The organism is Sorangium sp. So ce1014 (assembly GCF_051521505.1).
Classification (GTDB): domain Bacteria; phylum Myxococcota_A; class Polyangia; order Polyangiales; family Polyangiaceae; genus Sorangium.
On the sequence record NZ_CP150356.1, the window covers coordinates 172,676 to 185,591 of the forward strand.

At 72.4% G+C, this 12,916-nt stretch carries 10 protein-coding genes; 8 read left to right on the plus strand and 2 right to left on the minus strand.

All coding sequences use genetic code 11. The features are described 5' to 3' along the window. The first annotated feature begins 189 nt into the window (after positions 1 to 189). Both WME75_RS00625 and WME75_RS00630 read left to right on the plus strand, forming a co-directional pair. Positions 190 to 1,104, plus strand: a complete 915-nt coding sequence (locus tag WME75_RS00625) for a hypothetical protein (protein ID WP_437485339.1) — start codon at positions 190 to 192, stop codon at positions 1,102 to 1,104. A gap of 8 nt (positions 1,105 to 1,112) precedes the next feature. Then, positions 1,113 to 5,120, plus strand: coding sequence for a serine/threonine-protein kinase (locus WME75_RS00630; protein ID WP_437485340.1), 4,008 nt, complete (start codon positions 1,113 to 1,115; stop codon positions 5,118 to 5,120). Between the two features lie 25 nt (positions 5,121 to 5,145). Here WME75_RS00630 and WME75_RS00635 read toward each other — a convergent pair whose 3' ends face one another. After that, a complete protein-coding gene (locus WME75_RS00635; protein ID WP_437485342.1) occupies positions 5,146 to 5,535 on the minus strand; it encodes a hypothetical protein in 390 nt (129 codons plus the stop codon). Here WME75_RS00635 and WME75_RS00640 point away from each other — a divergent pair. From WME75_RS00640 to WME75_RS00655, 4 genes are all read left to right on the plus strand, one after another. Continuing rightward, positions 5,525 to 5,911, plus strand: a complete 387-nt coding sequence (locus WME75_RS00640) for a hypothetical protein (RefSeq protein WP_437485344.1) — start codon at positions 5,525 to 5,527, stop codon at positions 5,909 to 5,911. The genes WME75_RS00635 and WME75_RS00640 overlap by 11 nt on opposite strands. 396 nt (positions 5,912 to 6,307) lie before the next feature. Next, on the plus strand, positions 6,308 to 7,504 hold the full coding sequence (locus tag WME75_RS00645) for a hypothetical protein (RefSeq protein WP_437485346.1): 1,197 nt from the start codon (positions 6,308 to 6,310) through the stop codon (positions 7,502 to 7,504). After that, entirely contained in the window at positions 7,501 to 8,604 is a 1,104-nt protein-coding gene (locus tag WME75_RS00650) for a metallophosphoesterase family protein (protein WP_437485348.1), read from the plus strand. The genes WME75_RS00645 and WME75_RS00650 overlap by 4 nt, the downstream gene beginning before the upstream one ends. Before the next feature lie 75 nt (positions 8,605 to 8,679). Continuing rightward, entirely contained in the window at positions 8,680 to 9,816 is a 1,137-nt protein-coding gene (locus tag WME75_RS00655) for a trans-sulfuration enzyme family protein (protein WP_437485350.1), read from the plus strand. Positions 9,817 to 9,950: 134 nt separating this feature from the next. Here WME75_RS00655 and WME75_RS00660 read toward each other — a convergent pair whose 3' ends face one another. Next, the gene (locus WME75_RS00660) at positions 9,951 to 11,393 is read right to left on the minus strand and encodes an FAD-dependent oxidoreductase (RefSeq protein ID WP_437485352.1); all 1,443 of its coding nucleotides are present in this window, start codon (positions 11,391 to 11,393) and stop codon (positions 9,951 to 9,953) included. Between the two features lie 327 nt (positions 11,394 to 11,720). On the opposite strand from WME75_RS00660, the gene WME75_RS00665 reads away from it, so the two are divergent. Both WME75_RS00665 and WME75_RS00670 read left to right on the plus strand, forming a co-directional pair. Further along, complete coding sequence (locus WME75_RS00665; RefSeq protein WP_437485354.1) at positions 11,721 to 12,119, plus strand: hypothetical protein; 399 nt, start codon at positions 11,721 to 11,723, stop codon at positions 12,117 to 12,119. A 361-nt stretch (positions 12,120 to 12,480) separates the two neighbouring features. Beyond that, the gene (locus WME75_RS00670) at positions 12,481 to 12,885 is read left to right on the plus strand and encodes a hypothetical protein (protein WP_437485356.1); all 405 of its coding nucleotides are present in this window, start codon (positions 12,481 to 12,483) and stop codon (positions 12,883 to 12,885) included. The last annotated feature ends 31 nt before the right edge of the window (positions 12,886 to 12,916 follow it).

The following is a 12,916-nucleotide window of genomic DNA, read 5'->3' on the forward strand; positions in this document are numbered from 1 at the left end:
CCACCTGCGCGTGCGCTACGTGATCTGCGTGAGTTGCGGGCGTTCAATGAAGCAATAGTTTTTTGGTCAGGCAATAGTTTTTATGAAGTTGTTAAGAAGGCATACACAGGAGCGTTTCCAAATGGTAACTTAAACTTTCCCATAGCTCGACCTCGTGCCAAAAACCCGCGATGAAAGGTGGAGACCGTCATGGAACTTTGCTTTACGCGTCTCGCTGCTCTTCTCGTAGTACCTCTGGTTACCACCGCCTGCATCGGAGCCGAGCTCGACGAGGAATCGGAGGCGCTCCTCGGTGAGGGGGAGAGCGCGCTCGAGAGCGACAACGGCTTCCTCCCGAACGCGCTGAGCGTCAACGCGCTGAGCGTCAACTCGCTGGCCCTCAACGCGCTGAGCGTCAACGCGCTGAGCGTCAACGCGCTGAGCGTCAACGCGCTGTCGGCCATCAAGAATCCGGGAGCGAACGGCGCCCTGTCGAGAGACCTCCTTCGCTACGTCGTGAGCTGTGCGCTGCGCCCCGACCAGACGTTCTCGTTCTCATGGACCGACAGCGCCGGGGTCGCCCACCCGGAGGTGTACCGCGGCGACCTCGGCTACGCGCACTGGTGGACGACCACCCCCCTCGGCACCGCCACGACCAACAACACCTATGTTCAGAGCCAGCTCACGGCCTGCCTCGCCGCGCGGATGAACTGGTACGGTGTCTCGGTGAGCATCTCCCTGCGCAACAACGAGCTGACGTCGACGCCGGCGGAGCGCGCGGCCTATCCGGTGAGGGAGGGCGCGTTCTGGGGCAACCTGTTCTCCACGACGGAGGCACCCTTTCTGCGGGCCTGCTACTCATCAGCCCCAGGAAGCATCGCACGCGCGCGCCAGGTGCAACGCGACTGTGCGGTCGGCCACCTCAGCGTCGACCCGGTGACCGGGGCGACAACCGTTCAGCAGTGTGGTCCCATGGTGATCGTGGGCTCCTGCGAGACGGTGTGCAACGGGTCGGACTACACGAACGGCTTCTACAGGGGGTGTCTCGTGAATCCTTCGGTCTCGCCTTGGGTACGCTGGGACCAGGTGGTGACCACGTTCTTGAAGCCCGCCCCCTCCCCCTAGGAGCGTGAATGCGCTCGGAAGCCCTGCGAGGCAAGGAGGCGGAACGCGCGGCCTGGGAAGCGGGGCGCTGTCCGGCTTGCGGACGGCGGAACCAGGGCGCGTGCCCCGAGTGCGCGCAGTCCGCTCGGCCGCCCGCCGGCCAGTCGTCGATCCCGCCGGACATCACGGCGGTCGTCCCCGTCTCCTTGCCCCGCTTCCCCGGCTACTGGACGCGCAGGACGCTGGGGCAGGGCGGCTTCGGCCTCGTCTTCGAGGCCGAGCCCGAGGGCGGCGGGGCGCGCGTGGCCATCAAGCTCGCGCGCGCGGATCGGCGCGGCGCAGGCCAGCGCCTCCGGGGTGAGATCGAGGCGCTCGCGTCCGTCGGCGCCCCCCACGTGCCGGCCGTGCACGGGTCGGGAGCGCTGGAGGACGGCTCGCCCTACGCGGTGATCGAGCACATCGCCGCGCCCACGCTCGCCGCCCGGCTCGCGGCGCGCCCGGCGCCGAAGCTCGAGGAGGCCGCCCGGCTCGGGCTCGCGACGCTCTCGACCCTCGAGGCCGTGCACGCGCGCGGCTACGTGCACTGCGACCTCAAGCCCGAGAATATCCTCGCCGATGAGGCGAAGGCGACCCTCATCGACTTCGGCATCTCCCGCGTCGTGGGGCGGCGCTACGACGGGCAGGACGAGGACCTCGCCGTGGGGACGGCCGAGTACATGGCGCCGGAGCAGTCCGCCGGGTGGGCCGATCTCGACGCGCGCGCCGACATCTACGCGATGGGCGTCATCCTGTACGAGCTCTTCGCGGGCCGGCCCCCGTTCTGGGGGCCGCGCGCGGCGGTGCTGGAGGACCACCGGAGCCGCAGGCCGCCGCGCCTCTCGGCCAGCGTGGCCGTGCCGCGGGCGGTCGAGGAGGTGGTGCACCGCTGTCTGGCCAAGGAACGGGGCGAGCGGTTCGCGAGCGCGACCGAGCTCCGCGTGGCGCTGGAGCGCGCGCTCCGGGACGAGCTCACGACGAGCGCGCGCGAGGCGCCGCGCTCCGTGGCCGGCATCGAGCGCCGCGCGATGGGGCTCCTGTTCTTCGAGAGCGCGGCCGATCGCGTCGCCGTGCAGCGCAGGCTCCGGGCGCTCGGCGGCGAGCTCGCGCACGCCTCCGGCGCGCGCTACGTGGGCGCCTTCCCCCAGGAGGGCGCGGCCAGCCCCGCGCACCGCGCGCGGCGCGCGGCCGACGAGCTGCTCCGACGCGGGACGTGCGCGCGGGTCCTCATCGACCTCGCACCCGTGTCGATCCAGGCGCGCCCGGACGGGGCGCGGCGCTTTCTGAGCCCGCTCTTCTCGCGCGCCGAGCGGTGGCCCTCCGCCGCCGGGCCGCCCGGGCCGTTCCTCACGCCCGAGGCGTCGGCCGCGCTCCCGGAGCCGTCGCGCGTCGCGGCGGGCGACGAGCTCCCGCCGGGCGCCGAGGACGAGACGCGGGAGGCGACGCGCCCCGGCGCGTTCATCGGCCGTCGCGACATCCTCGATCAGCTCCTGCAGAGCGCCGAGGAGGCGCTCCGCCTGAAGCAGCCCACGGCCGTCTCCGTGACGGGCGGGCCCGGCCACGGGAAGAGCTGTCTCTTCGTCGAGCTCGGCAAGCAGCTGCGGGAGCGCCTGCCGCACGCCCACATCATCGACCTCCGCGGGCACGAGCCGACGAGCGCCGCCTCGGACGCGACGCTCCACGAGCTCGTGCGCGAGGCGCTCGGCATGCCCGAGGAGCCCCCGAAGAGCGGCGTCCGCGCGGCGCTCGCGGAGCGGCTAGGCCCCGCGCTCGGCGAGGAGCTCTGCTCGGGGCTCGCGATGGCGCTCGGGTGGGTGGACGAGCAGACGGGCGGCGAGATCTTCCCCGAGATCGAGGCGCTCCGGGCCGCGCCCGGCGCGCTGCGCTCGGCGCGCGTGCGGGCGGCGGGCGAGTGCCTGCGCCGGCATGCTGCCGCGTCGCCCGTGATCGTCATCCTCGACGACGCGCACTTCGCCCACGACGCGACGCTCGCGGCGCTCGAGTACGCGGCGCTCGCGGACGAGGCCACGCCGCTGTGGATCTGCGCGATGGGGCGCCCGGCGTTCGCCGAGGCGCACCCTTCCTGGGGCGAGCGCGCCGCCCGGCGCGAGGTGTTGCGGCTCGAGCCGCTGGACGACGAGAGCGCGCGGGCGCTGTGCCGGCGGCTGCTCCTGCCCGCGCGGGACGTGCCGGAGCCGGCGATCGATCGCCTGCTCGAGCGCTCGCAGCGGGTGCCGTTGCTCCTCGTGGAGCTCGTGCACGGGCTCAAGCGCGAGGGGATCCTGCGCCGGCACCCGCGGGGAGACGCGTGGTACCTGGCGACCGACGAGCTCGATCGGCTCCCCGCGTTGCCGTCGCTCGATCCGCTGGCGCAGGCGGAGATCGCGGCGCTCGGGCCGGCGCTCGGGGCGCACGCGCGGCTCGTCTCGCTGCTCGGCGCCGAGGTGTCGATCGACGAGATCGCGGGCGTGCTGCGCCACCTGGACGAGCGCGGCGAGGGCGCGGCTTTCCCGCTCGACACGCGCGTCGGGACCGAGCGGCTGCTGAGGGCGGGGGTGCTGGTCGGCGATCGGAAGGGCGGGCTGCGCTTCCGGCACGCGCTGGTGCGGGAGGCCGTCGCGCAGGACGTCGCGGAGTCCGAGCGGCGGCAGATCCACCAGGCGGCGTACGAGCACCACCTCGAGGCGAATCACGAGGGCCGGGAGCAGCGGCGGTTCAAGATCGCGCACCACGCGGCCGAGGCGGGGCTCGCGGACGTCGCGGAGGAGGCGTACCTGGCGATGGCCGAGCGGGCGCGGGGGCGGCACGCCTACGTGGAGGCGGAGCTCCACTACAGCCGCGGGCTCGCGCAGCCGGCCACGGAGCGCGGCGCGCGGCGGAGGACGGCGTACCGGGGCCGGGGGCTGATGCGCTACCGGCTGGGTCGCTACCACGACGCGCTCGGAGACCTCGATCGCGCGCGCGCGATGGCGGTCGAGGAGGGCGACGTGATCGAGCAGATCGAGGTCCTGCTCGACGAGGCAACGGTGCTCGACTGGATGGACGACTACGGCCGATCCAATCAGCGCGTGGAGGACGCGAGGGCGCTCGTCCGCGGCGATCTGCCGCCCGCGCTGGCGGCGCGGCTCTCGATGGCGGCGGCGCGCTCGCTTCACCGCGAGAGCCGCGATGAGGAGGCGGCGCATCAGTTCGAGCGCTCGGCGGCGCAGGCAGAAGGGGTGGGCGACGAGGGCTACGAGACGCTCGTGGTGTCGCTGCTCCTCCTGGGCTTCATCTACCCGGGGCTGGGCAAGCTGGACGAGGCAGGCGCGGTGCTGGATCGTGCGATTCGCATGTGCGAGGAGCGCGGCGATCTCGTGCACCTCGGGCCCGCGATCAACAACCGGGCGATGCTCCGCGCGTGCCTCGGGGACAACGCGGGGATGATCCTGGATTTTCGTCGACTGCTCACCATCTCGCGCGAGCTGGGTCTCGGGATGCTGGAGCTCGTGAGCGAGTTCAACCTGGGCGAGTACCTTTACCTGATGGGTGACCTGGACGCGGCCGTACCGCACGTGGAGCGGGCCATGTCGCTGGAGCGCCAGCGGCGGGGGGAGGAGATACGGCCGGTGGTGCAGCTCCTTCAGGCGAGGCTGCTCCTTTACCAGGGCGAAGAGGGCAGGGCGCGGGAGATCATCGAGCCCATCCGGGCTCAGCAGGCGAATGCCGCCGCGGCGGGGGGCGAACAGACGGCGATGACCCCCGCGGAAGAGGTGCTGTGGTCGATGATCGACCTGGCGACGCGGGAGGCGAGCGACGAGGAATGGGACGAGATCGAGCAGCGGTCCACTCGCCATTTCGTGGGGCAGGAGCAGATCGAGGTCATCGAGGCGCGGGCGCGGGCGCGCTCGCGGCGCGGCCGCCACGAGGAGGGGAAGGCGGCGCTCGCGAGGGCGATCGAGGCGGCGGGGAGGATCCCCAACGTGATGCGGGAGCGGCTCGAGCGGCAGCGAGGAGCGTAGTTGGCCGGAGCAGGAGAGGCGCGCCTCAGTCGCAGTCGAGGCACCTCCACTCGACCTGACCGTCCGCGGGCACCCCGAACCGCCCGACCGTGTACTTCTCGATGTCGATCAGGAACCCCGAGGGCCGGGCGTTCTCGGTGCAGCACCCGCTGCAATCGGAGTCGGAGCACATGTCGTACACCGTGACGTCGATCTCCTTTCCATCCTTCCGGAGACGCAGGGTCTTCAGCTTGTAGGCCTCGAAGTCCTTGGAGTGGACGGCCGCGATGTTGTGCTCCTGGACCCAGCTCTCCGACTGCTGCCCTTCGAGCGCCGCGAACTGACCTGCCCACATGCACCCGTTGAACTTGATGCACTCCTCGCTGCCTGGGTCGGGGTACGACTCGAACTCCGTCAGGCTGGCCGTGCGCCACACCACGCCGGTGTCGCCCCCTGCGCCGGCGCCGCCCCCTGAGCCGGTGCTGCTCGCTGAGCCGGCGCCGCCCCCTGAGCCGGCGGTGCTCGCTGAGCTGGCGCTGCTCCCTGAGCCGGCGGTGCTCGCTGAGCTGGCGCCGCCTCCTGAGCCGGCGGTGCTCGCTGAGCTGGCGCCGCTTCCTGAGCCGGCGCCGCCCCCTGAGCCGGCGCCGGCACAGCTCGGATCCGTCAGCTCGATGCTCGAGGGGGTGAACGAGGCGTCCGAGGTCGTGGAGAAATGGAACGTGAACGACGAGCCCGGACCCACCGATACGCTGGAGGTCCTCGAATACGTGCAAGTGGACCCGGATTGCGTGTGGGTCCAGCCCGCCTCGTGATCATCGCACGTGGCGCCGCTCGGCACCCCGAACGCGACCTCCGGCCTCGTCCAGCCGGTCGATCCGGTATTCTCGATCTCGATCGTGCCCCAGTAGTCCGGACTCCCGTCGTAAACGCTCGTCGTGACTCTGTACGAGCAGGATGCAGGATGCTGCGGCACGTCGGAGGAGGTGCCGGACGGAGGCGCTGGGTCCGTCGAGCAGGCGACGAACGGAGAGAAGATCGCCGCCAGCGCGATCGGAAGCCCCGGTACCCGTAAAGTTCGACCCGTGCTCATGCGAATATTCCCTTCTTGCTGGATGCAACGTATGGGCTCAAGAAACGATGACAAGCACATCCACCGCCAGAAATCCGGCGCGGCCGTGCCACGGTAGACGTCCGCCACGCAGAGCTCGATGCTGAGGCCCCCGCGCACAACAGGCCACCTCCTCGCCCTGCTGCTCCTCCTCGTGACCGCGCCGGTCCAGGCCGACGCGGGCGAGGGCGAGGGCGAGGGCGCGCCGGGCTCCCCCGCCGTGGCCGCGCCGGGCTCCCCCGCCGTGGCCGCGCCGGGCGAGGCGCCGGCGACCGCGGCGCCGGCAAGGAAGGACGCCTCCACCGGGCGGCGCGCCCTCGCCGCGGCCGGCGCGGTGTTCCCCGGGGTCGTGGCGCACGGCACCGGACACCTGATCCTGGGCGAGTCGCGCACGGGGTGGACCCTCCTGGCGCTCGAGGGCGCGGGGGCCGGGCTCACCGTGGGCGGGCTCGCGGGGGCGGCGGTCTCCGGGGCCTCGCGGCGCGTCATCGCCCCGATCGTGCTCGCCTCCGTGACGGGCGTGGGCCTGTTCGGGATCTCCCTTCTGGCGGACCTCTATGGCGTGCTCGCCCCGGAGGGCGGCACCGGTAGCCCTCCCTTGTCGCTGCCCTGGGTCGAGACGCAGCTCGGGCTGGCCTACGTCCACGACCCCACGTTCGCCTACCGCACGTTTCTCGTGCCAGGGATGGATCTGCGCCTGAGCTCGCTCCGCCTCTCGGGCTCCGGCTGGTTTGGCCTGAACGACGACAATGCGCGCCTCCGCGCCGAGGCCGCGCATCGCTTCATCGGCCCCGGCACGCCGGACGGCGCGCGCGCGGCGGACGGCTCGTTCCTCGAGCTCGAGGGCGCGCTCACCCATCACCGCTACACGTCCGACGACTTCTCGATCACCACCGGCGAGGTCACCCTCCAGGGCCGGCTCGATCTCGCCCACATCGGGCGCACGCTGCGGGGCTCGTTCGCCGAGATGGGGTGGGGGATCGCGATCGAGGGCTACCGCAACGGCGGCCGGCCGTTCGAGGGGAACGAGCTCTTGATTCCCCACTTCGCCTTCGGCATGTACCTCGGGCACGCGGGGTATCCGCGCGGCGAGGCCAAGGTGGTTTACGGCCACCGGCACGACGGGTACGCTGGCGGCGCGAAGATCCCCGGCCTCGGCAGCGGCGTCCCGGGCCACCTCGGCCTGCAGGGCCGGCTCTACGCCTCGCCCCGCTGGGGCCTGCTCGCCGACGTGCAGGCGGGCTCCGCGTACGTCGGGCGCCTGTCGCTGCTCTTCCGCCCCGGAGACTCGCCATGATCCTGAGAGACGCTCTCCTCGCGCTGCTCGCCCTCACCGCGCCGCTCGCCCTGTCCTGCCTCGACGTGGCCGAGGGCCGCGCGCGCCGCGATCGGGAGGTAGGAAAGGCCTCACAGGGCCAGGCGCGCGTCGCCGTGGACGAGGGGCTCGCGGCGATCCGCCGCCTCGAGCCGGGCGAGCTCTCGCTCTGGGCGAGCGCGCCCGCGCTCTCGATCCGCCTCACCGACGAGGCGGGCGGGCCGTGGAGGGTCACGATCGAGAACATGCTCGCCGACGCCGAGCTCTCGGCCCGCGTCGGGGACGAGCGCGTGCCCGTGGAGCTCGTCGACGCGCCGTTTCCGACCCAGCGCACCTTCCGCCTCTCCCTGCCGCCCGGCGCCGAAGTGACCCTCTCGCTGCGCCCGCCGGACGCTGCGCGGCGCGAGCCGTGGCGGTTCGCGGTCTTCGCCGACGTCCAGGAGGAGATCGACCGCGTTCAGGACATCTACGCGAAGATGAACGAGGCGGAGGGCGTCCGCTTCGCGCTCATCAGCGGCGATCTCACCTCGCAGGGCTCGGCCGAGCAGCTCGAGCGGTTCCAGCGCGAGATGAAGACGCTCCGTTTCCCCTGCTATGCGACGCTCGGCAACCACGAGCTCGGCACGCGGGACGACCTCTACCACGAGTGGTTTGGCCGGGGGAACTTCCGCTTCGTGTTCCGGGGCGTGCAGTTCACGATGCTCGACTCGGCGAGCGCGACGATCGATCCGCTCGTCTACGGGTGGCTCGACGGATGGCTCGCCGAGGGGCAGGAGCTCTTGCACGTGGTCACGATGCACCTCGCGCCCCTCGACCCGGTGGGCTCCCGCAACGGCGCGTTCGCGAGCCGCGCCGAGGCGAACAAGCTCCTCACGATGCTCGCGGACGGGCGCGTGGATCTCACGTTCTACGGCCACATCCACTCGTTCTATGCGTTCGAGAACGCGGGGATCCCGGCGTACATCTCGGGCGGCGGCGGCGCGATCCCCGAGCGGCTCGACGGCATCGGGCGCCATTTCGTCACGGTCGACGTCGAGCCCCCCGGCACGATAGCGCAGGTCGCCGTCGTCCGCGTGGATTGAGCCGAAGGGCGACCGTCCTGTCGGTCGATCCACCGCCCTGGGGCGCGCCGCGGCGCCCGCGCTATCCTCGGGCCCATGACCTCTCCCGAGACGCTCGCCGCGCAGGCGCGCCACTTCGTCGACGGCGCGACCGGCGCGGTCGTGCCGCCGCTCCACGCGAGCACGACGTACGCGCGCGACGAGGGCTACCGCCTGCCCGCCGCCCACGAGTACACGCGCGACGACAACCCGACGTACCGCGCGCCCGAGCAGCTGCTCGCGGAGCTCGAACGCGGCGCCGACGCACGCCTGTTCGCGTCGGGCATGGCCGCCGCGACCACGGCCGTGCAGGCGCTCTTGCGGCCGGGGGCGCGCCTCGTCGCCTCGCGGGCGATGTACAACGGCCTCCGCCTCTGGATGACCGAGTGGTGCGCGACGTGGGGTGTCGACCTCGAGCTCGTCGACGCGACCGACCTCGACGCCCTCCGCGCGGCCGTCCAGCGCGGCCCGACGTCCCTCGTCTGGATCGAGACGCCCGCGAACCCCACCTGGGACGTCGTCGACATCGCCGCCGCGGCCGACATCGCGCACGCGGGCGGCGCGCGGCTCGCCGTCGACTCCACGGTCGCCACGCCCGTCCACACCCAGCCGCTCGCCCTCGGCGCCGACCTCGTGATGCACGCGGCGACCAAGGCGCTCAACGGCCACAGCGACGTCCTCGCCGGCGCGATCGTGGCCGCGCGCGACGACGAGGCGTGGCAGCGCATCCGCCACCTCCGTCACGTGCAGGGCGCGGTCCCCGGCCCGTTCGAGGCGTGGCTCCTGCTGCGTGGCATGCGGACGCTCTTCGTGCGCGTCAGCCGGGCGAGCGCCACCGCCCTGGAGCTCGCCCGCCGGCTCGCGGTCCATGCCGGCGTGGAGCGGGTGCTGTATCCAGGGCTCGAGTCGCACCCCGGACACGCGGTGGCGGCGCGGCAGATGAAGGGCGGGTTCGGGTCGATGCTCTCGGTCCTCGTGCGGGGCGGCGCCGAGGACGCGCTCCGCGCCGCCGGCCGCGTGAAGGTCCTTCTCCGCGCGACCTCGCTCGGCGGCGTCGAGAGCCTTGTCGAGCACCGGGCGACCGTCGAGGGCCCGCGCACGCTGGCGCCGCCGAACCTGCTCCGGCTCTCGATAGGCCTAGAGTCGATCGACGACCTCTGGACCGACCTCGACGAGGCGCTCCGGGCGCGCTGACGGCCCGCGAGCAGCGCCGGTCGACGACGGCATCCGGCGCGAGGGTCAGGGGGCCTGGCTCGTCGGGCCCGAGCGCGATCGATCCCCGCCCGCCGCGACGACGCGCGTCCGCGTCGAACGCTCGGGTTACCGGCTCACCGGATGCCGCCCCGGCGCTCGGCGAGCGTGAAGAGCCGTGCGGCGGCGGCGCTCGCGGAGTGGCGCGCGCTCGCGAGCGCAGGCCGCGCGGCGCGCGAAAGGACGTGGCCCGCGATCGACGGCCGGAACAGCGCCCTGGGAGGCTCGATGAAGTGCAGGACGCGCATGAGCGTGCGGGCTGCCTCGGCGTCCTCCTCGACGAGCTGCATCACCTGGTCCGAATAGGCGTGCATGAAGCGCTGGATCGCCCCTGGACGTCCTCCCGTGGTCTCGGGCCAGCGAAAGTCCTCGCCGGTCGCGAACTGCCAGGGCATCTCCGTGACGCGGGCCAGCCGCCGCTGGAAGCGCCGCGAGAGCCCGTCGAGGCCCGGCGCGCCCAGCCGCGCCCGCTGCTCTCGCAGACACGCGTCGAGCTCCTGCGCGCCGAGCGCCGCGACGCTCATGCCCTGGCCATAGATGGGGTTGAAGGCCGCCACCGCGTCGCCGAGCACCACGAGCCCGTCCGGGAAGCTCGCCATCTCCTCGAAATGGCGGCGCCGGTTCTCCGTCCTCGCGAATCCATGAATGGACGAGATGGGCTCGGCGTCCTGGATCAAGGCGTGAATCTCGGGCACCCGGAGGGAGCGAGCCCACGCGACGAACTCCGCATCCCCGGAGGGCGCCCGGTCTCCGGCGATGCCTTCGAGCGTGAGGAGCCATCTGCCGCCCTCATATCGCACCGCGGCGCCGCCCCGCCGGTGGTGCGGGGCGCTCGGCATGTCCATGGCAAAGTGCCAGTCGCGCGTGTCCACCGAGCGGGGCCGGTACCAGCGCGACGCGTACGAGAGGTGCGCGTCGACGACCTCCTCCCGGGGGGCGCGGTGGCCGAGCTCCTCGAGCCAGGCCGTGACCGGCGCGTCGCGGCCGCACGCGACCACGACGAGATCGGCGCGCAGCGCCTCCTCACCTCCGTCGCGCGACCGCACCCGCGCGCCGCTGACCCTCTGGCCGTCGCCGAGCAGCCCCTTCACGAGCGCGCCCTCCCGGAACGTGATCCGCGCGTCGCGGTCCAGCCGGCGGCGGAGCAGGCGCTCGCGCAGCGTCCGGCTCGCGAGGCGGAGATCGAAGCCGAGGCGACGGCGCGGCATCCGGCACGCGGGGAAGTGGACGATCGAGCACAGGCCGCAGTCGCCGCCCGGCGCGCCCGCCGCCGCGAGCTCCTCATCCATGCCCGGGAAGAGCCGCTCGATCACGCGGCTGCCGCCGGTGAGCAGCAGGTGCACGTGGCGGCCCTGCGGGGCGCCCCTGCGCGCGTCGCCCTCGGGCGACGCGCGATCCCGCTCGATCACGGTGACCCGCTCGACGTGATCGGTGAGGACCCGAGCCACGATGAGCCCGGCGATCCCGGCGCCGATGACGACGGCGTGAGGTCCTGGCTGTCCGGCAGGATCGAGCATCATGATTGGCCCTCGAGTCCCGTCGCCCGCGGGAGCATCGAACGTTGATTGACCAGATTATCGCTCATCCCCGCACCGCGCAAGACGACACGGGGAGTCGGTGGCGGTCTGGCTTCGCCTGATTCTTGCCTGATTCTTGCCTGATTCTTGCCTGATTTCCGTCATGAACTTCTGCTGTTTGCTCTCCTCGGTGGCTCTGAAGGGCGAGGGTTGGATCAGGCAGGCTCGGCCGGGGCCCTGCGGCGCGCGCGGGCGCGCCGGCCGCGGACGCACTGGCGGCGTCCGCGGCGGAGGCGGTGCGTCCCCGGGGCGCTGCTACGCTCTGGCGGCATGGCCGAGCCCACGTGGAAGAAGCTCGTCGACCAGCTCAAGGACCAGGGGTACAAGAGCCCATACCTCGATCGTCTCCGGCAGCGCCTGCCCGCCTCTGACCCGTCGGATCTCGCCGGCGAGATCCTCAGGGAGATGGCCTCGGCGCTCGGACGGTCCGAGGACAAGATCAACGTCGCGCTGCTCGAGCTCGAGCTGCAGGGCAAGGCGCTCGATGAGCTCGCCCAGGGCGAGGGCGCGGACTCGAGAGAGCGGGCGGCGAGGGTCGCGGCCTTCAACCGGCAGCGCGAGGTGGCGGCGCAGGCGCTGTGGGAGCTGCGCGTTCACAGGGAGGCGCTCGGGTTCCGGCGGAACGACGACCTGGCCGCGATGTACCCGATCCCGCCGAAGCGGGCGTAGCCGACGCTCGTCCCGCGCTCCCGTGTCCGGCAGCGACGTCGTGGCCTCTCCCGGCGACGGATCGAGCGCGCCGCGCCCACCGAGGGAGACGTGGAGGCGCCTCCTGTCACAGGGTGTCACCGGACACCCCTGTGACAGTGTGTCACCCGTGGCGCTCCGAGGAAAAGCGCGCTTGCGCGTGCCGGCGGGCTCGGCGCGAGCGCCTCGGCGCGGTCGAGGCAGGCGGCGCGCGACCGCGATGAGGCTCGATCCTCGCGGGAAACGGCGCGAGCTCGCGTCTGGCCTGCCGGTTGCTGAGTGTGCCGGCGAGAGCGCGCCGTCGCGATGAATCGACGGCCGCACAACCAGAGGAGAACTCGCCATGAAGCTCGAACAACGTGTGCTCATCCGCCGGACCTTGATCGCCGCCGCCTTTCTGTTGCCCATCGGCGCCGCGGTCGCTGTGAGCGCGCCAAATGACGCCGTAGCCGGGTGTCAGATCACGGTGCGCGTGCACAACTCCGGCAGCCAGGCGTTCACGGTCAACTGGGATGAGAGCAAGGTGAAGGTGTCCGGCGGCACGTGGAGCAAGCTCGCGAACACCTCGTCCGAGCTTGTCGGCGCCGGTCAGACGAAATCGGTCGTCTATGGGGCGCTCTTCAACTGCGGAGCGAATCGCCGGTACCAGATCCACACGAGCCAGGGCGGCGACGAGGAGACGACCTACTTCCCGAGCGTCAGCGGCTGGACGACGGACCAGACGCCCACGATCGACGTCTCGATGTGAGGCGGCCTCGCGCGCTGCCCGCGCGCCTCTC